The sequence below is a fragment of the Micromonospora sp. GCM10011542 genome (genome assembly GCF_042650685.1).
Classification (GTDB): Bacteria; Actinomycetota; Actinomycetes; order Mycobacteriales; family Micromonosporaceae; genus Micromonospora.
Map to the genome: position 1 here is coordinate 536,082 of NZ_JBHSBO010000058.1, position 22,761 is coordinate 558,842.

22 protein-coding genes are annotated in these 22,761 nt (G+C 74.1%); 11 read left to right on the forward strand and 11 right to left on the reverse strand.

Going from position 1 to position 22,761, the window contains the following annotated elements:
- Positions 1 to 15 precede the first annotated feature (15 nt).
- Together ACFOW4_RS23315 and mycP are read left to right on the forward strand one after the other, a co-directional pair.
- Positions 16 to 342 (forward strand): helix-turn-helix transcriptional regulator, encoded by a 327-nt coding sequence (locus tag ACFOW4_RS23315; protein WP_377531170.1) that lies wholly within the window; start codon positions 16 to 18, stop codon positions 340 to 342.
- A 49-nt stretch (positions 343 to 391) separates the two neighbouring features.
- Positions 392 to 1,633, forward strand: coding sequence for a type VII secretion-associated serine protease mycosin (mycP, locus tag ACFOW4_RS23320; protein ID WP_377531172.1), 1,242 nt, complete (start codon positions 392 to 394; stop codon positions 1,631 to 1,633).
- A gap of 122 nt (positions 1,634 to 1,755) precedes the next feature.
- Here the strand turns inward: mycP and ACFOW4_RS23325 are convergent, their stop codons facing one another.
- The 4 genes from ACFOW4_RS23325 to eccCa form a co-directional block, all read right to left on the reverse strand.
- Complete coding sequence (locus ACFOW4_RS23325) at positions 1,756 to 2,034, reverse strand: WXG100 family type VII secretion target (RefSeq protein ID WP_377531174.1); 279 nt, start codon at positions 2,032 to 2,034, stop codon at positions 1,756 to 1,758.
- 25 nt (positions 2,035 to 2,059) lie between these two features.
- On the reverse strand, positions 2,060 to 2,368 hold the full coding sequence (locus ACFOW4_RS23330) for a WXG100 family type VII secretion target (protein WP_074316322.1): 309 nt from the start codon (positions 2,366 to 2,368) through the stop codon (positions 2,060 to 2,062).
- A 163-nt stretch (positions 2,369 to 2,531) separates the two neighbouring features.
- On the reverse strand, positions 2,532 to 2,801 hold the full coding sequence (locus ACFOW4_RS23335; protein WP_377531177.1) for a hypothetical protein: 270 nt from the start codon (positions 2,799 to 2,801) through the stop codon (positions 2,532 to 2,534).
- A gap of 94 nt (positions 2,802 to 2,895) precedes the next feature.
- Complete coding sequence (gene eccCa, locus ACFOW4_RS23340) at positions 2,896 to 6,858, reverse strand: type VII secretion protein EccCa (RefSeq protein WP_377531180.1); 3,963 nt, start codon at positions 6,856 to 6,858, stop codon at positions 2,896 to 2,898.
- 98 nt (positions 6,859 to 6,956) lie between these two features.
- Here eccCa and eccD point away from each other — a divergent pair, with 98 nt between their 5' ends.
- The gene (eccD, locus tag ACFOW4_RS23345) at positions 6,957 to 8,423 is read left to right on the forward strand and encodes a type VII secretion integral membrane protein EccD (RefSeq protein WP_377531183.1); all 1,467 of its coding nucleotides are present in this window, start codon (positions 6,957 to 6,959) and stop codon (positions 8,421 to 8,423) included.
- Positions 8,424 to 8,524: 101 nt separating this feature from the next.
- On the opposite strand, the gene ACFOW4_RS23350 is transcribed toward eccD, so the two are convergent.
- Positions 8,525 to 9,709, reverse strand: coding sequence for a type VII secretion protein EccE (locus ACFOW4_RS23350; RefSeq protein ID WP_377531186.1), 1,185 nt, complete (start codon positions 9,707 to 9,709; stop codon positions 8,525 to 8,527).
- 161 nt (positions 9,710 to 9,870) lie between these two features.
- Between ACFOW4_RS23350 and eccB the strand changes: the two genes are divergently transcribed.
- The 8 genes from eccB to ACFOW4_RS23390 all read left to right on the forward strand — a co-directional run bounded on the left by eccB (position 9,871) and on the right by ACFOW4_RS23390 (position 16,447).
- Positions 9,871 to 11,391, forward strand: coding sequence for a type VII secretion protein EccB (gene eccB / locus ACFOW4_RS23355; protein ID WP_377531189.1), 1,521 nt, complete (start codon positions 9,871 to 9,873; stop codon positions 11,389 to 11,391).
- A 98-nt stretch (positions 11,392 to 11,489) separates the two neighbouring features.
- On the forward strand, positions 11,490 to 11,858 hold the full coding sequence (locus tag ACFOW4_RS23360) for a hypothetical protein (RefSeq protein ID WP_377531191.1): 369 nt from the start codon (positions 11,490 to 11,492) through the stop codon (positions 11,856 to 11,858).
- Complete coding sequence (locus tag ACFOW4_RS23365) at positions 11,851 to 13,158, forward strand: WXG100 family type VII secretion target (protein WP_377531193.1); 1,308 nt, start codon at positions 11,851 to 11,853, stop codon at positions 13,156 to 13,158. Before ACFOW4_RS23360 ends, ACFOW4_RS23365 begins: the two co-directional genes overlap by 8 nt.
- A gap of 170 nt (positions 13,159 to 13,328) precedes the next feature.
- Entirely contained in the window at positions 13,329 to 13,685 is a 357-nt protein-coding gene (locus ACFOW4_RS23370) for a hypothetical protein (RefSeq protein ID WP_377531195.1), read from the forward strand.
- A 212-nt stretch (positions 13,686 to 13,897) separates the two neighbouring features.
- Positions 13,898 to 14,695, forward strand: coding sequence for a hypothetical protein (locus ACFOW4_RS23375; RefSeq protein WP_377531197.1), 798 nt, complete (start codon positions 13,898 to 13,900; stop codon positions 14,693 to 14,695).
- A gap of 70 nt (positions 14,696 to 14,765) precedes the next feature.
- The gene (locus tag ACFOW4_RS23380; protein ID WP_377531199.1) at positions 14,766 to 15,107 is read left to right on the forward strand and encodes a hypothetical protein; all 342 of its coding nucleotides are present in this window, start codon (positions 14,766 to 14,768) and stop codon (positions 15,105 to 15,107) included.
- 31 nt (positions 15,108 to 15,138) lie between these two features.
- Positions 15,139 to 15,546: a pyridoxamine 5'-phosphate oxidase family protein gene (locus tag ACFOW4_RS23385; RefSeq protein WP_377531200.1), complete on the forward strand. Its 408-nt coding sequence runs from the start codon at positions 15,139 to 15,141 to the stop codon at positions 15,544 to 15,546.
- 247 nt (positions 15,547 to 15,793) lie between these two features.
- A complete protein-coding gene (locus ACFOW4_RS23390; RefSeq protein ID WP_377531202.1) occupies positions 15,794 to 16,447 on the forward strand; it encodes a C39 family peptidase in 654 nt (217 codons plus the stop codon).
- Positions 16,448 to 16,457: 10 nt separating this feature from the next.
- Here the strand turns inward: ACFOW4_RS23390 and ACFOW4_RS23395 are convergent, their stop codons facing one another.
- The 6 genes from ACFOW4_RS23395 to ACFOW4_RS23420 form a co-directional block, all read right to left on the reverse strand.
- Entirely contained in the window at positions 16,458 to 17,780 is a 1,323-nt protein-coding gene (locus ACFOW4_RS23395; RefSeq protein WP_377531204.1) for an aromatic acid exporter family protein, read from the reverse strand.
- 43 nt (positions 17,781 to 17,823) lie between these two features.
- Positions 17,824 to 18,993, reverse strand: coding sequence for a M20/M25/M40 family metallo-hydrolase (locus ACFOW4_RS23400; protein ID WP_377531207.1), 1,170 nt, complete (start codon positions 18,991 to 18,993; stop codon positions 17,824 to 17,826).
- Positions 18,993 to 19,802: an amino acid ABC transporter ATP-binding protein gene (locus tag ACFOW4_RS23405; RefSeq protein WP_377531210.1), complete on the reverse strand. Its 810-nt coding sequence runs from the start codon at positions 19,800 to 19,802 to the stop codon at positions 18,993 to 18,995. The genes ACFOW4_RS23400 and ACFOW4_RS23405 overlap by 1 nt, the downstream gene beginning before the upstream one ends.
- A complete protein-coding gene (locus ACFOW4_RS23410) occupies positions 19,799 to 20,650 on the reverse strand; it encodes an amino acid ABC transporter permease (protein ID WP_377531213.1) in 852 nt (283 codons plus the stop codon). Before ACFOW4_RS23410 ends, ACFOW4_RS23405 begins: the two co-directional genes overlap by 4 nt.
- A gap of 115 nt (positions 20,651 to 20,765) precedes the next feature.
- Complete coding sequence (locus ACFOW4_RS23415) at positions 20,766 to 21,713, reverse strand: transporter substrate-binding domain-containing protein (RefSeq protein ID WP_377531215.1); 948 nt, start codon at positions 21,711 to 21,713, stop codon at positions 20,766 to 20,768.
- 90 nt (positions 21,714 to 21,803) lie between these two features.
- On the reverse strand, positions 21,804 to 22,751 hold the full coding sequence (locus ACFOW4_RS23420; RefSeq protein WP_377531217.1) for a MurR/RpiR family transcriptional regulator: 948 nt from the start codon (positions 22,749 to 22,751) through the stop codon (positions 21,804 to 21,806).
- Between the last annotated feature and the right edge of the window lie 10 nt (positions 22,752 to 22,761).

Below are 22,761 nucleotides of genomic sequence, written 5' to 3' on the forward strand. Positions count from 1 at the left end.
CATACGATGGCGGGCATGGGGACGGCAGCGGGTGGGTACGGCGGCGCCCGGAACTGGACCTTCCTCACCAACCACGGCCACGTGCTGCTGGCCATCGCGCGCAACCCCACCGCCCGGCTGCGCGACGTGGCCGCCGAGGTCGGCGTCACCGAGCGGGCCGCCCAGGCGATCGTCGCCGACCTAGAGGCCGAAGGCTACCTGCACCGCACCCGGGTGGGGCGGCGCAACGAGTACACCCTCAACCCAGCCGGCCGTTTTCGCCACCCCGCCGAGGCCGACCGTCAGGTCGGTGACCTGCTTGCCCTCTTCGCCGAGGCGCCGGACACCGCCGAGCGGTCCTGACCGCCACCGCCGGCCCGTGCCGAGCGCGGCGCGACGGTAATCTCAGCGGGTGCGCGAGAGCCAGCCGTTGAGCGCGACCAATCCGACCCGCCGGGCCGGTCGAGGATTCCGATCCGTCCTCGGTGCGACGGTGGCGGTCCTGCTCGGCACCACCGTGGTGGCGGCACCGTCCCCGGCCGCCGCGGCCCCTACCTGCGGGCCGGCGGGAGGCCCCGCCCCGGCCGAGACGCCGTGGCCGCTGAGCCGGCTCGAACCGTCGTCGGCCTGGCCGCTGTCGCGGGGTGCCGGGGTGACCGTGGCGGTCATCGACTCCGGGGTCTCCGCCACGCATCCCGTGCTCAAGGGGCAGGTCGTCGAGGGCCGCGACTACAACGGCCTACCGGCCAGACAGGGCCGGTGCGACCTGGCCGGGCACGGCACCATCGTGGCGGGCATCATCGCCGGCCGCGAGGGCACCGGCGTGCCGTTCAGCGGCATCGCCCCGGCGGCCCGGATCCTGCCCGTCCGGGTCCTGCCGGACACCCGTCGCACCACCGACGAGGCACTGCCCGGGGAGATCGCCCGGGCCATCCGCTGGGCGGTCGACAACGGCGCCGACGTGATCAACCTGTCCCTGGTGACCCTGCCCCGGCCCGAGCTGGCGGAGGCCGTGGAGTACGCGCTCGCCAAGCAGGTCGTGGTGGTGGCTGCCGCCGGCAACCGGCAGGAGTCACAGCAGGACCAGCCGGCCTACCCGGCCGCGTACCCCGGGGTGATCGCGGTCGCCGGGGTGGACGAGCAGGGTGGGCACGTGGGCAGCTCGGTGAGTGGCTCCTACGTGGACATCGCCGCGCCCGGGCTGAACATCGTCGGCCCGGCACCGGGCGGGTCGGGCTACCTGGCCGAGCCGCAGGGCGGCACCAGCTTCGCCGCCGCGTACGTCTCCGGAGTGGCCGCGCTGGTCCGCGCCGCCCATCCGGATCTCAGCCCCCAGCAGGTCGCCGACCGGCTGAACCGGACGGCGGACAACCCGCCGGACGGCCACAACGCGGAAGTCGGTCACGGCGTGGTCAACCCGTACCGGGCGGTGGCGAGTCTGCTGGGCACCCGGACCGACCCGCCGGCGGGCGCGCTGCCCGCACCGGCCGCACCGCACGACCCGTTGGGCTGGCAGCGCACCGCGGCGATCTGGGCGGCGGTGGTCGGCGCGCTGCTCGCCGCGCTGCTGCTGGCCGCCCGGCCGATCGTGGCCCGGGGGCGTCGACGCGGCTGGCGCCCGGGTCGACGCACGGACGCCCCGGCGACCGGCTGACCAGGACCGCCACACCTACCGCCGGTGCGGGCCGTACCCGTTACTGCCGGCAGGACCGTGCGGACGTCGACGCAAGGCGGCTCCAGCCCGGTCGAGCCGGACCGGAGCCGCACCGGCGTTCGTCAGCCCCACACCTTGGCGTTGCTCATCTCGGTGGAGACGTAGTTTTCCTTGGCGATACCGACGGCGCCGCCGATCTCGTTCAGGATCCGGTTGATGTCCCGGACCGACGCGTCCCACTTGGCCTGGTGCTGCTCGTAGGCGGCCCGGTCCTCACCGTCCCACTGGAGCTTCGACAGCATCGACCGCAGCGTGTCGAGCTTCTCGTCGATGGTCCGCGAGATGGCCTGCATCTGCTGGTTGCTGCTCTCGAGGACCGCGTAGTCAACCTTGATCGTCACGATTTCCTCCTCTGCTGGCTACGGATCACGGGTTGAGAGCAGAGTGGAACTTGTCCAGCATCTGCTGCTGCTCTTCGTCGTTGACCTGGTGCGTCGTACCCGACTTGTCGAGCAGATCGGCGATGCTGTCCATCGCCGTCAGCAGGTTGACGGTGTCCTCGTTCCAGCGCTGCATGAGCGACTGGAAGCCCGTGGACGCCTGACCCTTCCACGCCATGGCCAGGTCGTCGACCACGTTCCACAGCTTCTTCAGCTCGCCGTCGACCTCGCTGCGCGTGGACCGCACGTCACTCGCGGCGGTATGCAGAGTCGCAGCTTCGACCTCGAACGCCATGCTTCACACCCTTCCGTCATGTTGTGGCGGCGGTTGCCGCGCCCCTCCCCCGCGGCAAGGCAGCAACACCCCACCGACGGACACTCCAGTGAAGACCGTAGCGGAACCGGTCCAGCACGCGCAGCCCTGACCGACCGCAATGGATGGATGGTGGTGGATCGCGTCAGGCGGATCGCGAGTACGACCGGACGTGCATCACCACGCTCACCACCAGCACGGCCACCAGCAGCGCCACCGCCAACCAGAGCGCCGGCACCTCCAGTGCGCGGTGCAGCACCACCGGGACCAGTGCGGCGATGCCGGTGATGAGCACCAGCTCGCCGGCCCGCCGGGCCGCCGCCGATCGCCCGAGCTGGGCGACCAGCGCCAGGCCGAGGAAAACAGGGATGGTCAGCAGGAAGTACACGAACAGGTAGAACAACGCCTGCGGCATGCCGGCGCCCTCCGTTCCGATGCTCGACGGGTCCTCTCGGCGGGTGCGGCCGCGGGCCGCACGCCACCGGGACGACCCGGCCCCGGCCGTCCCGTCAGGAGGGCTCGGACCAGGCGGTCTGAATCAGCTGCTGGCCGTCGCGGCGGCGCACCAGGGTGCCCCGCCCGGGCGGCTGGGGACTCGGCCGCAGGGTGCCGAAGACCGCTCCCTCCTCGCGGTTGCCGGACATCAACAGCCCCGGACTGTCCAGCTCACGCAACCGCTGCAGCACCGGCTCGTAGAGCGCCCGGGCCACGCCGCCGACCCGCCGGGTGATGATCAGGTGCAGGCCGATGTCGCGGGCCTGCGGCAGCAGCTCGTGCAGCGCCGACAGGGGGTTGTTGCCGCCGGAGGCCACCAGGTCGTAGTCGTCGACCAGGATGTAGAGGTCCGGGCCCTTCCACCAGCTGCGGTCGCGCAGCTGGGCGGTGGTGACGTCCGGGCCGGGCAGCCGGTTGGACAGCGCGCTGCGGATCGAGGCGAGCCCCTGGGCGAACGCCTGGTTCGACGGGGCGTAGTCCAGGAGGTGGTCGCCCTCCACGGCGCCGAGCAGCCCGCGTCGGTAGTCGGCGATGACCAGCCGGGCCTGGGCCGGGGTGTACCGCTCGGTGATGCCCCGGGCGATCAGCCGCAGCAGGTTGGTCTTGCCGCACTCGGCGTCGCCGAAGACCGTCAGGTGCGGCTCGTTGGCCAGGTCCAGGTAGACCGGGGCGAGCGCCGCCTCGTTGACCCCGATCGGCAGGCCGGGCGCAGACCGGTCGATGATCCGGGCCAGCTCGGCGACCGGCAGCCTGCGCGGCAGCAGCCGCACCTTCGGCGCCGGGCGGCCCGGCCAGTTGGCCGCCACGTGCCCGGCCAGGGCGGTCGATGCCTCGCTGAGGTCCTCGATGTCGCGGCGGCCGTCGATGCGGGAGACGGCGGTGAGGAAGTGCAGCTTGTCCCGGGTGAGACCACGGCCCGGGGACTTCTCCGGCACGTTCATCGCCGAACGGCGGTCGATCTCCGACTCGGCCGGGTCGCCCAGCCGCAGCTCCAGCTTGGTGCCGAGCAGGTCCCGCATGTTGATCCGGACCTCCGCCCACCGCACCGCGGTGAGCACCACGTGCACGCCGAAGCCGAGGCCCCGGTTGGCCAGCGTGGTGATGGTCTGCTCCAGCTCCTCGTAGTCCTGGCGCAGCGTGTTCCAGCCGTCCACGACGAGGAAGACGTCACCGAACGGGTCGTCGGCGAACTCGCCGGCGGCCCGGCGGCGGCGGTAGCTGGCCACCGAGTCGATGCCGTGCTGGGCGAAGCGGACCTCCCGGTCGTCCAGGACGGCCACCACCTCGGCCACCGTACGGCGAACCGCCTCGGTGTCCCGCCGGCCGGCCACCCCGGACATGTGCGGCAGCCGCTCCAGGCTGCGCAGCGCGCCGCCGCCGAAGTCGAGGCAGAAGAACTGCACCTCGCGCGGGGTGTGGGTGAGCGCCAGCGAGGCCAGCAGCGACCGCAGCATGGTGCTCTTGCCGCTGAGCGAGCGGCCGACGATCACGACGTTGCCGCCGGCACCGGCCAGCTCGACCATCATCGGGTCGCGGCGCTGCTCGTACGGCCGGTCCACCACACCGACCGGCACGGTGAGCCGCCCCCGGCCGGGCCAGGACGCGGTGCAGAGCCCGTAGGTCGGGTCGACGGCCAACTGACCGAGCAGCTCACCCAGGCCCGGCGGGTCGGCCAGCGGGGGCAGCCACACCTGGTGCGCCGGCCGCCCCTGGCCCTTGAGCCGGTCGATCAGCACGTCCAGCATCGCCACGGCCTTGCCGTCGGCCGGCTGCTCCGGCTCCGGCGCGGTGTCGGGCGGCAGCTGTGGCGCCTGCGCCGGAACGAAGTCGACGCCGTACGGGACGATCCGGCGCTGCACCAGCGCCTGCGACGCCGACACCTGCTGCCCCGGCGCCCGGTACGGCCCGGAGACGTACGCGGCCCGGAAGCGCAGCATGGTGCTGGTGTCCGTCTTCAGGTACCCGTGGCCCGGGGCGTTCGGCAGCTCGTACGCGTCGGGCACGCCGAGCACGATCCGGCTCTCCACGGCGGAGAAGGTGCGCAGGCCGATCCGGTACGACAGGTGGGTGTCCAGGCCACGCAGTTTGCCCTCCTCCAGCCGCTGGCTGGCCAGCAGCAGGTGGACGCCGAGCGACCGGCCCAGTCGACCGATCATCACGAAGAGGTCGATGAAGTCGGGCTTGGCGGCGAGCAGCTCGCTGAACTCGTCGCAGATGATCAGCAGGCTGGGCATCGGGGCCAGCGGCTCCCCGGCCGCCCGCGCCTTCTCGTACTCGAAGCGGGAGACGTAGTTGCCGGCCGCGCGCAGCAGCTCCTGCCGGCGGACCATCTCGCCCGCCAGCGCGTCCCGCATCCGGTCGACCAGCGGCAGCTCGTCGGCCAGGTTGGTGATCACCGCGCTGGTGTGCGGCAGCGCCTCCAGCGAGGCGAACGTGGCACCACCCTTGAAGTCGACCAGGACGAAGTTGAGCTCCTCCGAGGAGTGGGTCACCGCCAGCGCGGCGACCACCGTACGCAGCAGCTCGCTCTTGCCGGAGCCGGTCGCACCGATCACCAGGCCGTGCGGACCCATGCCCTCGTGCGCGGACTCCTTGAAGTCGAGCTCGACCACGTTGCCGTCCGGGCCCACACCGAGCGGGATGCGCAGCCGGTCCCGGTGACCGCGGGGCCGCCAGGTCTGGTGCACGTCCACCGCCGCGGCGTCACCGACACCGAGCAGGTCCGGCAGCTCCATGCTGCGGGCCAGCGGCTCATCGCTGCTGGCCTGCTGCTGGGACAGCCGGTACGGGGCGATCTGCCGGGCCAGCCCTTCGGCGCCCTCGGCGCTGAGCCGGTCGGGCCGGCCCAGTCGCGACGACGAGCTGCCCCGGACCAGGTCGAGCGTGTCGCCGTCGCCGGCGTCGAGGCAGAGCAGCCAGCGGCCGGCATCGCGCGGCACGGTGCCGGACAGGTCGATCAGGGTGGCGCCCAGCAGACCCTGGCCCACGAGCTGGCAGGTCGGCGAGATCTCCCCGCCGTCGACGACCACCACCAGGTGCGGTGCGGTGGTCAACGGCTTGGCCTCCGGGGCGAACCGCGGCCGGCCGGCCAGCTCGCCGGCGAGCGCCTCCTCCGCCTCGGCCAGGGTGGCGAAGACCAGCCGGCGAGCTCCGGCGGCGTCGGTGCGTCCACCGTGGTGGGCGTGCGGCAGCCACTTGACCCACTCCCAGGCCGGCTGCCGGTCGGGGGCGGCGACCACGGCGATCACCAGGTCGTCCGGGGCGTGGAACGTGGCCAGCTGCCCCAGCGCCGCCCGGGTCAGGTCGAGCACCGGCTCCCGCTCGCCCCGCAGCACCACCCGGCTGAACGCCCGCACCGACAGCGCGGTCGGCAGGTCGGGCACCGAGGAGTGGGCCCGTACGAACCGGCGCAGCGCGATGGCGCTCATCGGCTCCAGGTCCTCGACCGGCTTGGTCTCCGGCGGAACGATCTCCACGGCCAGCCGCTGCGGACCGAGCGCGATCCTGGTCTCGCCGAAGTCGTCCTCGGTGATCCGCCGCTCCCACAGTCGCCGGGACGCGGCGATCGACCAGAGCGCGTCCGGCTCCGGGTGCCGCCAGGCCATCGCCGCCCGCTGCTGCTCGGCCGCGCGCCGGGTGCGCTTGCGCATCTGCGCCAGGTAACGCATGTAGTCGCGGCGGTTGGCGTTCAGCTCGGCCTTGTCGTTGCCGCCGTTGCTCAGCGAACCGATGGCCATGCCGAGCATCGAGACGCCGAACAGACCACCGGCGACGTACGTCATCATGCCGCCGCCACGGCCGGCGTAGAGGAAGGCCATCGCGCCGACGCCACAGACCATCGGCAGGATCATCAGCAGCTGGCCCATGCCGCGGGGCGTCGGCTCGGGCAGCTCGGGCGGGGACTCCAGCAACACTTCGCCGCGCGGCAAGGCCGGCCCCGGCTGACGCGGGAGCCGGCGGAACACCACCGTGCTCACGGCTGTCTCCTCCCCAGAAGCGGCCCTGATGACGATCTGCCGCGGACCGGAGTCCTCGGGTGGGCATCGTACGTGGCAGTCATCGTAGGTAATCTCCCGTGGGCGCCGCGGACCCGTACCGTGGCACCGCCGGCCAGGTGATCGTTGAAGAGCACGAGGAGGCCACAGTGGCGACGAAGACGGCGACCGGTGGCCTGAGCCGGATCACCATCGTGGCCCCCCGCACCCGGATGGACCTGGCCCTGCCCTCGGACGTACCGATGGCCGACCTGCTGCCCACCCTGCTCCGCTACGCCGGTGAGGACCTGGCCGACGAGGGCGTGCGGCACGGCGGCTGGGCACTGTCCCGGTTGGGCGGTGCGCCGTTGGACGGTGGGCGTACCGCCGCTCAGCTCGGCGTCCGCGACGGCGAGGTGCTCTACTTCAACCCGCGCTCGGCCGCCACTCCCGAGATCGTCTTCGACGACGTGGTGGACGCGGTCGCGACGGCGACCAACCAGCGGCCGGGCGCCTGGCAGGTCGAGACCACCCGCTCCTTCGCCGTGCTGTTCGCCGCGGCGGCGCTCGCTGGCGGCGCGGTGGCGGCGGCCTGCACCGGCCCGCCGCACCTGCCCGGCGCGCTGGCCGCCCTGCTGGTCGCGGTGGCGCTGCTGATTGGCGCCGCGGTGGTCTCCCGGGCCGCCGGCGACAGCCGGACCGGGTCGGTGCTGGCCATGGTCGCTCTGGTGCACGCGGCCACCGGCGGCCTGCTGCTGCTGGCCGGCAACCGGCCGCTGACCGGGCTGGCCAGCCCGCACGTACTGCTCGCGGCCACCGCCGTCGTGCTGGCCGGCGCGGTGGCCACACTCGCCGTGGGTGACCGGTACCCGCTCTTCTTCGGCGCGATCGGGGTGGGCTCGGCGACCGGCCTGGGAGCGCTGCTCTGCCTGGCCTTCAACATCGGCGCGCCGGCCGCGGCCGCCGTGGTGGCGGCGGTCGCCTTCGGCGCGGTGCCGGCGTTGCCGATGGTCGCCTACCGGCTGGCCCGGCTGCCGGTGCCGTCGATCCCGACCGGCCCGGAGGACCTGAAGACCGACAGCGAGTCGGTCGACGGCCGGCGGGTCCTCCAACTGAGCGAGCGGGCCGACGCGTTCCTGACCGGTCTGCTGTGGACGGTGTCGCTGCTGGTGCTCGGCGCGCAGCTGGTGCTGGCTCTCGACGGCCGGCTGGCGGCGGTGCTGCTCTGCCTGGTGCTGGCCCTGCTCTCGCTGCTGCGTGCCCGTCCCTTCCTGGGCCGGTCGTTGCGCACCCCGGTGCTGGTGACCGGCACCGTCGGGCTGGGCCTGGCCGCCGCGGCGACCTTCGCCGGCGGGTCAATGCCGGTACGGCTCGGCCTGATCCTCGGCGGGTTGCTGCTGGCCGCCGTGGTGAGCCTGATCTACGGGCTGACCGTCGCCGGCAAGCGCATCTCCCCGGTCTGGGGCCGGCTGCTGGACATCGTCGAGATCCTACTGATCATCTCGCTGGTTCCGCTCGCCGTCTGGGTCTGCGGCCTGTACGGCTGGATCGTCAACCTGCGACCCTGACCCACCGGCCGGACCCACGCGGGCCCGGCCCCGGCCCACCGCGCCGGTCCGGCCCACCGCGCCGGTCCGGCCCACCGCGCTGGCCGGGCGGGGGCCGCCGGTCAGCGGGCCGGCGCCCGGTCCGAGCCCAGCGCGGACGCGACCGGAGCGCTGGCGTAGACGCCCGGGCCGTGCTGCCCGTCCACCGGCCGGGTCGACGCGCCGCACCGCTGCGCCACCTCGCGCACCACCTTGACCAGCGCCTCGACGTGGTTGTCCATCGCCGCGACCCGCAGCAGCGGCGCCACGGCGCGACCACCGGGCAGCACCACGGCGGCCACCGTGTGCGAGGGCGCGGAGGTCGCCGTGACCGCGTCCACCAGCGGGCCGAGCGGAGCGTCCGGCCGGACCCGCAGCGCCAGGCAGCGGTGCGTCCAGCCGCCGCCGCGCAGGCCACCCCAGGTCTCCGCCGGCGGCTCCGGCACCAGGTCCAGCCCGGCGGCCGAGACCACCGCCGCGCGCAGTTCGTCACGGCCCAACGCCCGATGGGCGAGGCCGGCTGCGCTGAGCGCCTTGCCGAGCCGGCCGATCCCGGCCGCCAACGTGCGGTGTACGCCGGCCAGCCCACCGCCCCGGCTCACGGCCTCCGCCCGGGCGTCGCGGACGGAGAGCCGCAGCGCCACCCAGACCGTCCGGTGGGCGGCCGGCGGGGCGCCGGGAGCGGGGTACCAGACCAGGGTGTGTGCCACGACCTGCGCGCGGCTGACCGGCGCGCTGAAGTCGGCGAGCACCCGCAGCGCCTGATCCACCGTCGCCGCCTCGACCGAGCCGACCGTGGCGCCGGTGGAGGATTGCAGCGCCAGCGCGGCGAACCAGCCCTGCGCGTCCTGCCCGATGCCCAAGCGGGTGCCCCGGTCGGTCAGCTCGATCACGGTCAGCTCGGGGGCCAGCGCGGCCAGCCGGGGATCCGTACCGCCGCCGTTGGCCAGCGCCGCCGCGGCCCGCTCCCGGCGGCGTCGCAGCCGACGTCGCAGGAGCAGGTCCTCGTACCACCAGCGGCCGCCCCGCCGGGCCACGGCCGCGAGGGCGACCAGCGCCGCCACCGTGCCCACCAGGGCGACCAGCCAGTTGGGCCGGCCCCACACGGCCCAGACGGCCACCGTGCACAGCTCCAGCACGACGAGCTGCCCGACGAGCAGCGGACCGACGCGTCCCCGCCCGGAACGGTCGGACGGCGGCAGTGGCCGCCCCGGGACAGCGGACGGGTGTGGGACCGCTCGGGCGGGTGGCGCCTGGACCTGCGTCATGGGTGACTGTCCCTCCTGCACGGTACGGCTCAGCGCCGGGTCGATACGCTGCCGGCCACCGCCGGCGGTCCCGTTGACCCGCCGACGGCCCCTTATCGTAGGGAAGCCCGCGACGGCGCCCCGAGGAGATCGTCGCGGATCCACCCCGCCGGAGGTAAGTCATGCGGACCCGCCGCGATCAGGTGCAGGCGTACCGCTTCGTCACCCGCCGGATCGTCTCCGCGTTGCTGGCCGGCGACCCGGAGACCAGCAACCTGCCGATGCGTCGGCTCGGCATGGCCGTCTTCGGCAGCGTGATCGCCGCGGCCGTGGTGCTCGGCGGGGTGGGCGCGTACGGCCAGTTGACCGGGAACACCGCGCCGCTGGAAGAGAACACGCTGGTGATCGAGCGCGAGACCGGCGCCACCTACGTGTTCGTCGAGGGCCAGCTGTACCCGACGCTCAACTACACCTCCGCACGGCTGGTCCTGAACCAGCCGGACACGACGGTGCGGACGATGTCCCAGGCGTCGCTGCGTGACCGGCCACGTGGACGCATGCTCGGCATCGTGGGCGCGCCGGACGCGTTGCCCGACCGTAAGTCGCTGACCGGTCTGCCGTGGTCGGTCTGCGATGTGCCCGACCCGGCGGACGCCCGCCGCTCCAGCACCCGGGTGGTGATCGACCGGGCGTTGCCCGGCGGTACGCCGCTGGGCGACCGCGCGGTACTGGTCTCCGTGGACGGTCAGCGGCACCTGCTCACCGCCGACGCCCGCCTCGAGGTGCTCGGCGGCGACCAGGCGATCGCGGCGCTGCGGATGACCGGCAGCCAGCCCCTGCGGGTGGGCCAGCAACTGCTCAACGCGGTGCCCGCCGGGCCGCCGCTGCGCAAGCCGTCGCTGCCCGGTTCCGGTGACCGCAGCGGGCTGGCCGTGGCCGGCCGGCCGGCCGAGATCGGTCAGGTGTTCCGCGCCGCCGGCCGGCACTACGTGCTGACCCGGGAAGGGCTCGTCTCGATCACCGAGATCACCGCACTGCTGCTGGTCAGTGGCGGCGGTCAGATCACCGACATCACGCCGGACGAGGTGGGGCGGCTCTTCACCGAGCAGCGCGTCGAGGAGGAGGGCCTGCCGGCGACGCTGCCCGCCCTCTACCCGGCTCGCGCCGGCCAGACGGTGCTCTGCGCGACGTACCGCTCGGGCATCGGAGGCGCCCCGCCGACCACCACCCTGGAGGTCTTCGACCGGGTGCCCGCCGAGCTGACGTCGACCGAGCCGGGCCCGGTGCCGGTGCGGCAGAGCCCCCGCGACGCGGTGCGGACGGCCGAGGCGGTGCTGCTTCCCGGTGGCAAGGGCGTGCTGGCCCAGGCTGCACCGGGTGCCGGGGCCGGCGGTGCCCCCGCCGCCGGATCCACGGCCTACCTGATCACCCCGCAGGGCGTGCGGTACCCACTCGGGTCCGCCGAGACGCTGGCCGTGCTCGGATACGGCGGGGTCACTCCCGTGGCGGTGCCCGCGTCGCTGCTCTCGCTGATCCCCACCGGGCCCACTCTCGACCGGGAGGACGCGCTGGCCTACTTCGACCCCGGCGGGGTGCCGTCGGATGCGCCACCGGGCCCCACGCCGAGCCCGTCGGCCACCGATGCCCCGGCGATCGACGGTGCGGGCGGCGGACCGGCCGCATCGACGGACACCGAAGACTGAGCGCCACCGAGGCGCTGGCAGCGGGTCGCCTCGATCGCACCGGTCGACTAACCTGAGGCTCGCTGGCGGTTGTCAACCAGAACGACGGGGATGTTGCCATGACCGGGCGTACGGAAGTCGACCTGCTGTCCCTTGAGGACTTCCACCAACGGTTGGCCGCGCGGCTGGCCCAGGCCGAGTCGGTGCTGCGCAAGCTCAACACCGAGATGCAGTGCCGTCCCCCGGCGCTGGGCTCGTTCGCCGACGCCACCGACAACGCCCGCCGCTACAGCGACGTCCACCAATCCTATGTGGAGGCCGCCGATCGACTCAAGCAGGCGGTCGAGGCGGCGCAGCAGGCGACCAGCACGATCCTGGCCAGCTACCGGACCACCGAGGCACGCAACGCGGCCAACGCTGGCGACATCACCGCGGCGCTGACCGGGGTCGACCGGGCGCTGCAGCCGAAGGAGGACGGTCGTGTCTGAGTACACCCAGCGCTACCAGGGCGTCAGCCATCAACAGCTCTACGACGGGGTGATGGCCGGCAGGCCGGAGCAGATCGAGGGCGTCGCCGCCCAGTGGTCCGCGCTCAAGGGCATCGTCGACGGTCTGGGCCGGGAGCTGAGCGACGACCTGGAAAAGCTCGGCAACACCTGGACGGGCTCGGCCGGTCGCGAGTTCCAGCGGCGGCTGATGCTGATCGTCGACCACGCCGGGGCGCTCGGCGAGGGCATGTCCGACGTTCGGCAGGGGCTGACCCTGATGGCCGGTCAGCTGCGCACCGCCCACCAGCAGGCGGAGAGTCCGGACCAGACCGACGACAACGACAAGGCGGTCAGCGGCGCGCTCAAGGGCGCGGCCGTCTTCGGCGTGCCCGGCGCGGTGGTCGGCGGCCTGCTCGGTCACCAGCAGGACAAGGAAGAGCAGGAGAAGGCCCACCAGCGCATGGTCAACGTGGTGGCCGAGCTGGCCGCGGGGTACGACCTCTCCGCCTACGGCCGGGTGGTCCCTCCGAGCCCGCACGATCCCGACCTGCCGCAGCCGACGACCACGGACCCGTCGACTCCCCGCAGCGGTCCCCACACCACCTCCCCGACCGCCGGGCCGACGAGCACCGGGCTCACCGCGCACACCGGCGGCGCGACCGTCGCGACGCCCGACCGGGCGGCACCGCCACCAGTCGCCAGCGGTGGCGGGGACATCTCGGGCCCGGGCGGCGACGGGGCCGGCGGCACGGCCGGCGTGATCACCGGTCCGAACGGCACCGGCACGGTGACCGACGGGGGCACCTCCCTCGCTGGCGCGGATCCGTTGCTCGGCGGGGCACTGCTCGCCGGCGGGACGGCCGGTCTGGTCGGCCTGGGCGGGCCGGGCACGGTGACTGCCAGCGCCGGCACCGGCCCGGGTCTGCTCTTCGGGGCAGCCGGCGGCGCACCGGCCGGCGGGGTGCTGGGCACCGGCGCGTTGGCCGGCTCCCCCGGCAGCACGCCGACCGCCTCGGTCCGGCCGACCGGCGGCACCGCGGCGGCCGAGAGCCGGTCCGCCAGCGGGGTGGGGCGGGGCGTCGACGGTCGGCGCGGCGAGGGCACCGGTCGGGCGGCCACGGCCAGCGGCCGGCCCGGTTCCGGCCGCGCGGCCGGAACCAACCGGCACGGCGTGCTGGGCGGGCACGGCCGGCCCGACGAGGACGACTCCGACGAGCGGCTGACCTGGCTGACCGAGGACGAGATGGTGTGGCGCGACGGCCCGGACGCCGTGCCGCCGGTGCTCGGCACCACCGACTGACCCGACCGCCGCAGGCGGTAGACGTAAGCCACGGCCCCACCGGGAGCGAATCCGGGTGGGGCCGAGGCGTGTCCGGCCGGAGCGTCCACATCGCACACGGTGGTGGCGGTCACTGTCGCCGGGGCCCTCGCCGAGCTGCGCCGTACCGGATCGGGCGATAGGTTGGTGCGGTGTCGTCCGCAGCCTCCGTCCGCCCGTTCCGGCGGGCCGTGCTGCGGTCGCTGCGCGAGCTGACCCGGCTGGCGGTGACCGCGCTGGTGTTGGCGGTCGGCCTCGGCGGCGCCCTCGCCGTGGCCCCGCCACCCGGCGCCGCGACGCCGCTGCGCCCGGCCTCGGTGAGCAGCCGGGTCGATTCGATCCGGCCCGAAGCCGCTCCGCGACTGGCCACCGACGCGGCCCCGACCCGGCCGACCCGCCCGTTCGTCGCCGCCCCGGCGATCGACAACGCGACGGCCGCCCCGGACGACGCGCCGCGCACCGGGTCCGGCCGCGGCACGCCGTCCCGTCGCGGCCCGCCCGCCGTCTGACCCGGCCCCCCTGCCGGACGATCCGCGCCGCCGGCCGGGTCGCCGGCGCGGCAGCCGATCCGTCGCCGGGGTGGGCTCGCGCCGCGGCGCAGACACCGCCGTGCCGCGGATCGTCCCGTCGCAGACCAGCCGAGCCGGCGACCGCCCACCCCGCCCGCGTACCGGGCTCCACCACAGTCGATACCCGTCGTTCGACCGCGAGGTGCTGAATCATGCAGATCGTTCTCTCCGCCGTCCTGCCCGAGGTCCCCCGGGCCGCTGCCATCTGGTTGAGCCTGCTCGGCGTGGTCGCGGTCGCCGTCGCCGCCCTGCTGTTGCGGCCCGGCCGGCTCCGCATCGACCCCGGCGCGCGGATCCGCCGCGCCGCCATGCCGAGCCAGCTCGAACAGGCGCAGGAGGAGCGGGAACGCACCCGTTACGCCCAGGAGGTGGCGGTCGCCGCCGAACGTGCGACCACCACCGCCCAGCGCCGACGGGCGGAGTGGGTGGCCGCGCAGGAGGCGGTCGAGGCGGCCTGGCAGGCGTGCGAGGCCGCGGAGGCCGACGTCCGGCGCCTGGCCGCCGCCGCCGCGATGCCCCTGCCGCGTACCGCCCGCACCCCGGCGGAATACGTCGACCGCGAGCGTTACCTGCACCGCTCGGCGCTGGACGCGTACTGGCGGCGGGAACTCTCGGTCGAGCAGCTCAGCGACATCTTCGCGCACCGCAACGGCTGGGACCCGCGGCTGCACCCGGTCGAGCAGGAGCTGGTGCTGCGGCGCGCGGTACGGGACAACCTGGCCGCGCGGCAGGCGGAGGCCCGCGAGCGGGAGCAGGCCGCCTGGCGGGCCGCCGAGCTGGCGGTGGCGGCGGCCCGGAGCCTGCGCGAAGAGGCGTACGCCGCGACCGGCCGACGGGTGGCGGAGTCGGCGTCGGTGCTGCCGCTGAGCGAGGTGGCCCGCCCGTCCGCCGAGCAGACCCGGGAGATCCCGGCGGTGCCTCGCGGCCGCGCCGCCGCGCCCGCCTTCTGAGCCCATGCCGTACCCACGAGCCGGGCGGCGTCGCCGGGTCGAGGCGGCCCGGGTGGGTTAGCGTGACGGCATGTCCCGAGAGGCGTGGCTCCTCGTCGTGGTCGCCGGCATCGTGGCGATCGCCACGCTGGTCGGCGCGGTGCTGCTGGCGATACGGGTGGTCCGCACCCGGCGGCTGCTGACCGGGCTGGGCGCCGGCGGCAAGGTCGCCTTCTACGGTGCGCTGATCTACACGATCTTCCCGGTCGACCTGCTCCCCGATCCGATCTACCTGGACGACATGGGCGTCCTGGCCGGTGCGTTGATCTACCTCACCCGGCTGGTGCACAAGCGCCGGGCGGCCGGCCGGCAGCTCCCCGGGCAGCCGGACGCACCCCCGGACACCGGCCGGGTACGCCGCCCCGTGTCATGATCGGTACCTGACCGGAAGACGGGGGACGGACATGCCGGGCGACCATCGGTTGGACGTACGCGACGAGCGCGTCACGGCCTTCTGCGCCGAGCGGCACCTGGCGACGCTGACCACCCTGCGCGCCGATGGCACCCCGCACGTCGTGCCGGTCGGCGTCACCCTCGATCCCGAGGCCGGCCTGGCCCGGGTCATCACCTCCGGCACCTCGCAGAAGGCCCGGCACGTGGCCGCCGCCGGCGCGGCCGGCACCCCGGTGGCGGTCTGCCACGTGGACGGGCGGCGCTGGCTCACCATCGAGGGCCGGGCGGTCCTCCGGTCGGACCGGGCCGCGGTGGCGGAGGCGGAGCGCCGCTACGCCGAGCGGTATCGGACCCCACGTCCCAATCCGGAACGGGTGGTCATCGAGATCACCATCAGCGGCCTGCTGGGCAGTCTCTGACCGTTCGCGTCGGTTGACTGGTTCGTCCCCCGGAACCAGGCCGATCAGCCGGCGCTGCACCATGCCCGGACCGACAGCGAGCACGTGCCCTGGCCGGCGGAATGCCCGCCGAATCGGGGCCGTTACACCCCCGGGACGCCATTGGCCTAGACCCGCACGGGTCGTCGCCCCTGATGAGCCGAGCGCCCATTCCCGGTGCTGCACCTCCGCATGGCGGAGGCGTCAACCCTCGAACGGAGACTCGACCATGAACCCGATCATGCACAAGAGCGGTCTGTCCGTCGTCGGCCTGCTGGTCGCCGGCGGTTGCGCCCTCGGTCCCGCGGTGGCCGCGCAGGCCGCTCCGGTCCAGGCCGACCCGGCCTCGTCGACGCAGTCCGACCGGGCCAGCCGGCCGGCCGAGCGGATCCTCGACGTCGACTACGAGGCCCAGCCGAACTTCTACTACTGCGGCCCGGCCGCCACCCGGATCGCCCTGTCCGCGCAGGGCAAGGCGATGTCGCAGGACGCCGTGGCCAAGCTGCTGGGCACCACCGAGGCGGGCACCGCCTCGGCGCTGGACACCACCCGGGTGCTCAACGAGCTGACCGGCGGTGGGTACCGGACCACGGAGGTCCGTGACTCGGTGGCCCGGCCGGACCAGGTCGAGCAGCTACGGCGGGACGTGCTGGCCGCGGTGGACGCCGGGCGACCGGTGGTGGCCAACGTCAAGGGCACGACGGTCGACACCGACGGCAACCCGCACTCGTACGAGGGTGGCCACTACCTGACCCTCGTCGGTTACACCGATGGTGGGGACACCGTCCGGATCGCCGACCCGGCGAACCCGGCGGCGGGCGAGTACTGGGTGAGCCTGCCCAAGGTCGCCAACTGGATCGCCGAGCGCGGCTACTCCTCCTGATTCTGGCGGTTCACCGGGCCGGTCTCCCCTTCGCGGGGTGGCCGGCCCGGTCGCCGTTCGCCGCCCGGAGGCGGTGACGGTGTGTACGCCGGCGGGTGCGGTTTGACCGCGGCGGGCGGTAGAGGTGCCCCCGGGCCGCCGGGCGGATCGCCGCCTCGCCCGCGCCGGCAGCCTGCCGCACCAGGGCGTTCGCGTCGTCCGGTTCGCAGCCGGTGGCCCGCAGCAGGTCGCTGGCCGCCGTACGCAGGTCGGTGACGAGCGCGTCGCCGAAGGAGCGGACGCCGCTGACCGCCGCCCGACCGGCCAGGTTGGCGCACTCCTGGACCAGTTGGCGGGCGCGCGCGGGATCGCGGCCGATCCGGCAGTCCACGTGCATCTCCGCCACGGCCCGACCCAGCCGGGTCACCGCGTCCGGCAGCTCCGGCGGGATCGGCTCGCCGTACTGGAGGGCGGTCGCCGACCAGCGGGCCAGCCCTCGGCTGTCCAGCATCAGCCGCTCCAGGTGTTCCGCGGTGCGGGCGTACCGGTGGTACTGCTGACGGCGGTGCCAGCGGGCCGGCGCGATGGTCACCACCTCTTCCGCTCCGCTCAACGACTCGTGCAACCGGCCCAGGTCGCCCTCGGTGCCGCGGAGCCGATCGAGGACGCGCACCGCCCGGTCCGCGTCCGCTCCCCGCAACGCCTCCGCCAGCTCGGCGAGTTGCTCGCAGAGGACCGTGAAGATCGGTGCCGCCGCCCGGTCCAGGACTCGCAGCGGGTTGATCGGCAGCAGCAGCGCGACCACCACGAGGCCGACCGCGCCGCCGACCAGCGCGTCGAAGATCCGGGGCAGCTCCAGGCCAGGTTCCATCGGGGCGAGCGTGGAGATCAGCACAGCGGTACCGCCGGCCTGACCGACCAGCGCGCCACCCCGGCCGGCCACCAGCAGCGCGCTGGCGATGGCCAGGGCCACCACCGCGCCGGTCTGCCACGGCCCCGTGCCGAGCACCAAGCGCAACGCATCGCCGATCAGGATGCCCAGACCCACGCCGGCCAGCAGCTCGAAGGTGCGCCGGGCCCGCTGGCCGATGGCGGTGGCGATCGTACCGACGGCGGCGGCCGGCGCGAAGACGTGCGCCCCGGGACCGAGCAGGTTCTGGGCGATCAGGGCGGCGAGTGCCGCGGCCAACCCGGCCTGCACGGCGATGAACAGGGTGATCTCCCACTGCCGGGCCCGGATACGGCCGGCCTGCCCGCCCCACTGGCGGGCCTGGCCGACCGCCCGGCCGCCCCGCTCGGTGGCCACGCCGAGCGCCGACCGGGCGTTGTCGGCGGTGGAACGGTCGTCGGGCATGGCGGCGGATACCCGGGCGACCGCCGGGCAATCGTGCGGAGCGTCAGGCGGCGGTCTCCCGGCTCACCTGATCGATGAGCCCGGCGAGCAGGGCGGTGCGGGGCACCACCGAGTCGAGGTCCAGCCACTCCGACGGGCTGTGGTCGGCACCGCCGACCGGGCCGAGGCCGTCCAGCACCGCCGCGCCCGCCTCGGCCAGCAGGTTGGCGTCGGCGCACCCGCCGGTCGCCGTGTGCGACACCGGTACGCCCAGCCCGGCGCCGACCTTCGCCGCCAGTTCGGTGAGCCGACGCCCGGCCGGGCCCGGTTCCCAGGGCGGGGTGGGCGCGTGCACGGCCAGGTCGGCCCGTACCCCGGAGACGGTCGGCGCGGCGACCAGCCGGCGGATCTCGGCGAGCGCGGCCTCGTACTCGCCGGTCCGCCAGGCGCGCAGGTCGACCAGCATCCGGGCCCGGTCGGCGACCACGTTGGGCCGGTCACCGGCGTGCAGGTGCCCGACGTTGACCGTCACGCCCGGCCAGCGGCCGTTCAGCGCGTCCAGCGCGACCGTCAGCCGGGCGGCGGCGAGCAGCGCGTTGGCACCGCGTTCCGGCTCGATGCCGGCGTGCGCCGCCCGGCCGCGCAGGGTGACCTCCAGGTCCGCGACGCCCTTGCGCGCGGAGACCAGGTCGCCGTTGTCCCGGGCGCACTCCAGGCAGAGCGCCACGTCGACCTCGCCACCGAGGGTACGCAGCAGCGCCCGGCTGCCGGGCGAGCCGATCTCCTCGTCCGGGGTGCAGACCAGGATCAGTTCGCCGTACTCCCCCAGCCCCAGCGCGGCCAGCACCTCGACCGCGGCCAGGCCGGCCAGCACGCCGCCCTTGTCGTCGCTGACCCCCGGCCCGTACGCGCGCCCGTCCTGCACCCGGAACGGCCGGGCGGCGGCAGTGCCGCGCGGGAACACGGTGTCCAGGTGGCCGGCGAGCAGGATCCGGCGGGTTCCGCGACCGCGCCGGCGGGCGATCAGCACGTCGCCCAGCGCCGCGCCGGACGGGTCGGCGACCGGTTCCCGCTCGACCGACATCCCGGCGGCCAGGCACCAGGTCTGCACCAGGTCGGCCGCCTCGCGCAGCCCGTCCACCTGCCCGGATCCGGAGTCGATGCCGACCAGCCGGGCCAACCGCTCGTGGTACGCGGCCAGCCGGTCCCCGGCCGCCGTGAGCAGTGGATCCATCAGAGCACCTTGTCCAGGAAGGCGCGGGTGCGGTCGTGCCGGGGGTTGCCCAGCACCTCGGCCGGCGGGCCGGCCTCCACCACCACCCCGCCGTCGAGGAAGGCCACCGAGTCGCCCACCTCGCGGGCGAAGCCCATCTCGTGGGTCACCACGATCATGGTCATGCCGTCGGCGGCGAGGCCCTTCATCACGTCCAGCACGTCGCCGACCAGTTCCGGGTCGAGCGCCGAGGTGGGCTCGTCGAAGAGCATCAGCTTCGGGTGCATGGCCAGCGCCCGGGCGATCGCCACCCGCTGCTGCTGCCCGCCCGAGAGCTGGCCGGGGTACGCGTTGGCCTTCTCGGCCAGCCCGACCCGTTCCAGCAGCCGCAGCGCCTCGGCTCGGGCCGCCTCACGGCTGGTCCCGAGCACCCGGACCGGCGCCTCAACGATGTTGCCGAGCGCGGTCAGGTGCGGGAAGAGGTTGAACCGCTGGAACACCATGCCGATGTCCCGCCGCCGCCGGACCACCTCGCGGGCCTTGAGCTCGTAGAGCTTGTCGCCGCTGCGCCGGTAGCCGACCAGCTCGCCGTCGACCCAGAGCTGGCCGCCGTCGATGCGTTCCAGGTGGTTGATGCAGCGCAGGAAGGTGGACTTGCCGGAGCCGGAGGGCCCGAGCAGGCAGGACACCTCGCCGGGGGACACGGCCAGGTCGATGCCCTTGAGCACCTCGACCGCGCCGAAGCGCTTGGTGACCGCCTCCGCCCGTACCATCGGCCGTTCCGCCGTCGCCGTCTCGGACCGGGCGCTGCCGCGTTCCGCAACCGTCATCGAACCCCTCCCCGGGTGAAACCGCGGCCGAACCGCCGCTCGATGGCCCACTGGCCGGCGGAGAGCAGGCTCACCAGCGCCAGGTACCAGATGGCGGCCACCACGAGCAGTGGGATCACCTTGTAGTTGCCCTGGTAGACCGTCTGCACGGCGGTCATCAGGTCGCGACCGGCGATGATCGACACCAGCGCGGTGGACTTGAGCATGGTGATGGTCTCGTTGCCCATCGGCGGAATGATCACCCGCATGGCCTGGGGCAGCACCACCCGGCGCAGGGTCAGCGTCGGGCTCATGCCGAGTGCGGCGGCGGCCTCGGTCTGACCACCGTCGACGGCCAGGATGCCGCCCCGGATGACCTCGGCGGCGTACGCCATCTCGTTGAGCGACAGGGCCAGCACGGCGGCGACCGTGCCGGTGACCACCACGCTGGTCGGCTGGTCGAAGAGCACGGTGCCGGTGAACGGCAGGCTCAGCGTCAGCCGGGGGAAGAGCGCGCCGAGAAAGCCGAAGAAGATGATCTGAACGAGCAGCGGGGTGCCCCGGAAGACCCAGATGAAGGCCCAGGAGACGCCGCGCAGCACGGGGTTGGGTGACAGCCGCATCACGGCGAGCAGTACGCCGCCGACCGTGCCGAGCACCATCGCCAACAGGGTCAGCCAGAGCGTGGTGACCACGCCGTCGAGGATGTAGTCCTTGAACAGGTAGTCGCCGATGGTGGCGGGTTCGAGGTTGGGGCTGTCCAGCAGCGCCCGGAGGAACAGGGCCGCCAGGCCGACCACGAGCAGCGCGGTCAGCCAGCGACCGTAGTGCCGGACGGGGACCACCCGTACGGTCTCGGTGTCGCTCATTGCAGTGCCTCCTGCGAAGACGTTCACGGCGGTCGCCGGGCGCCTTCCGGGCCCGCCCTCACGGTGTCGGAAGTGCGCCCGGCGACCGCGGTTCAGGGGGTCGCCTCCGCCGGGGTCAGTCGATGGCCTGGTCGATCGTGGCCTGCTTGACGGCGATCGGGGTCTGCTTCCACTGGGTGAGGATCTTGGCGTAGGTGCCGTCGTCGATCAGCGACTGCACGGCCAACCGGTACGCCTCGGCGACGTCCTTCTTGCTCTTGAGGAAGCCGAAGCCGTTCGGGCTGGCCAGCCAGCCGTTGGGGGCGGACGGGTCGTCCACCAGGTCGGCCTTGCCGGCCAGCGAGGCGGCGGTGTCCACCAGGTTGACCTTGGTGGCGGCGACCACCTCGACGTTGCCGGCGATCAGCGCCTGCACCGCCTGCGGGTTCTCCGGGTACTCCTTGACCTCGATGGCCTTGCCGGCGCAACTGTCCTTGCTGTACGCCGCGAGGTTCTTCGCCTGGTTGCTGGCCTTCTGCACGGCGACCTTGCGCCCGCAGAGGTCCGCCACGGTCTTCACGCCGAGCGGGTTGCCGGTCTTGACGAGGAAGCCGGTGCCGGAAGCGGAGTAGTCGACGAAGGTCGCCACCTGCTGGCGCTCCTTCTTGTCGGTGATGCCGCCGGCGATGGCGTCGTACTTGCCGGCCTGCAGGCCCGGCACCAGCCCGTCGAAGGGCTGCTGGGTGAAGGTGGCCTTGATGCCCAGCCGTGCGGAGGCGGCGAGGAAGAGGTCGTAGTCCAGACCCTTGAACGCGTCGGTCCGCCCCTCCTGCTTGAAGTCGATGAACGGCTCGTAGGGGGCGTTGGTGGCGACCGTGACGGTGCCCCGGCCACGCAGGTCGGCGGGGACCTTCTTGGCAAGGTTCGCGTCGGTGCTGACCGGGCCGACGCCCTCGACGGTGACGGTGACGGTGGAGACCTCGTCGCCGGAGCCCGCGGCGGTGGAGGAACTACCGCCGCAGCCGGCGGTGACGGCGAGAAGGGCCGAGGCCGTGGTGGCCAGGGCGAGCTGACGGATGCGCATGGGGTGTCCTTCCGGGTGCCAGACGAACCAGCACCCGGACTGTAACGCACATTACTATTTCGGTGGGGTTACAGTTTTCTGTAACGCGGATCAACCAGCGTGGAACTCCTGCTGCGCCTGCTCCATCGCCTTCAGTCGGGCGCCCGCCACCGGCCCGAGCCGGTCTATCACCGCCGCCACCACGGTCTCCACCAGGGCCAACGCCGGCACGAAGCTGTCGTACAGCGAGGGCGACTCGACCCGGCCAGGCAGCACCACCTCGGCCAGCCCGGCCACCGGGGAGAGCCACCGGTCGGTGAAGAGCACCACCCGGGCGCCGCGCGCGGTCACCTCCCGGGCCAGCGCCAGCGTCGGTTCCTCGTACCGGCGGAAGTCGAAGAGCACGACCAGGTCCCGGCGGCTGACGTCGACCAGCATGTCGGTGCGCTCCACCGGGTTGGCCGGCAGCAGCCGGCTGGCCCCGCGCACCTGCATGAGGTGCAGCACCAGGTAGTGGGCGAGCAGACCGGAGAACCGGCCACCGGCCGCGGTGACCCGCAACTGCTGGTCGGCGAGGAGCCGCACCGCCGCATCCAGCTCGCCCTGCGGCAACTCCACCAGGGTGCGGGCGACCGCGTCGGGCAGGCTCGCCGCCGCGCGGGACAGCGCGCCCGCCGGCGGTCCGCCGGTACGCTCCGCCGCCCGGTACGCGGTCAGCGGCGAGGTCTCCCGTTCGGTGAGCTCGTCGCGCAGCGCCCGCTGGAACTCCGGATAGCCGCCGAAGCCCAGCCGGCTGAGGAAACGCAGCACGGTCGGGGCGCTCACCTCGGCGCGCTCGGCCAGCGCGGCGACCGTGCCCAGCCCGGCCGCCGGGTAGGCGGCGAGCAGCGCCCGGGCCACCCGGCGTTCGGCCGGGCTGCACTCGCCGAGCCGCTGCCGGATCAGAGCGGCCACCCCCACCGACGCCGGCCCCGCCGGCTCGGCATCCACGGCGGGGGTGGTGGGGACTGCGCCGCGAGCCAGCCCGGTGGGCTCGTCGGCAGGATCGGAGGTCGACACGGGCTGAGCC

Coding starts and splice junctions, on each gene's coding strand:
- ACFOW4_RS23380 (WP_377531199.1), top strand. CDS start 14,766: ATGTCCCGAGAGGCGTGGCTCCTCGTCGTGGTCGCCGGCATCGTGGCG.
- ACFOW4_RS23385 (WP_377531200.1), top strand. CDS start 15,139: ATGCCGGGCGACCATCGGTTGGACGTACGCGACGAGCGCGTCACGGCC.
- ACFOW4_RS23350 (WP_377531186.1), bottom strand. CDS start 9,709: ATGACGCAGGTCCAGGCGCCACCCGCCCGAGCGGTCCCACACCCGTCC.
- ACFOW4_RS23315 (WP_377531170.1), top strand. CDS start 16: ATGGGGACGGCAGCGGGTGGGTACGGCGGCGCCCGGAACTGGACCTTC.
- ACFOW4_RS23335 (WP_377531177.1), bottom strand. CDS start 2,801: ATGCCGCAGGCGTTGTTCTACCTGTTCGTGTACTTCCTGCTGACCATC.
- ACFOW4_RS23360 (WP_377531191.1), top strand. CDS start 11,490: ATGACCGGGCGTACGGAAGTCGACCTGCTGTCCCTTGAGGACTTCCAC.
- ACFOW4_RS23395 (WP_377531204.1), bottom strand. CDS start 17,780: ATGCCCGACGACCGTTCCACCGCCGACAACGCCCGGTCGGCGCTCGGC.
- ACFOW4_RS23405 (WP_377531210.1), bottom strand. CDS start 19,802: ATGACGGTTGCGGAACGCGGCAGCGCCCGGTCCGAGACGGCGACGGCG.
- ACFOW4_RS23330 (WP_074316322.1), bottom strand. CDS start 2,368: ATGGCGTTCGAGGTCGAAGCTGCGACTCTGCATACCGCCGCGAGTGAC.
- ACFOW4_RS23390 (WP_377531202.1), top strand. CDS start 15,794: ATGAACCCGATCATGCACAAGAGCGGTCTGTCCGTCGTCGGCCTGCTG.
- ACFOW4_RS23415 (WP_377531215.1), bottom strand. CDS start 21,713: ATGCGCATCCGTCAGCTCGCCCTGGCCACCACGGCCTCGGCCCTTCTC.
- ACFOW4_RS23375 (WP_377531197.1), top strand. CDS start 13,898: ATGCAGATCGTTCTCTCCGCCGTCCTGCCCGAGGTCCCCCGGGCCGCT.
- ACFOW4_RS23400 (WP_377531207.1), bottom strand. CDS start 18,993: ATGGATCCACTGCTCACGGCGGCCGGGGACCGGCTGGCCGCGTACCAC.
- eccB (WP_377531189.1), top strand. CDS start 9,871: ATGCGGACCCGCCGCGATCAGGTGCAGGCGTACCGCTTCGTCACCCGC.
- ACFOW4_RS23410 (WP_377531213.1), bottom strand. CDS start 20,650: ATGAGCGACACCGAGACCGTACGGGTGGTCCCCGTCCGGCACTACGGT.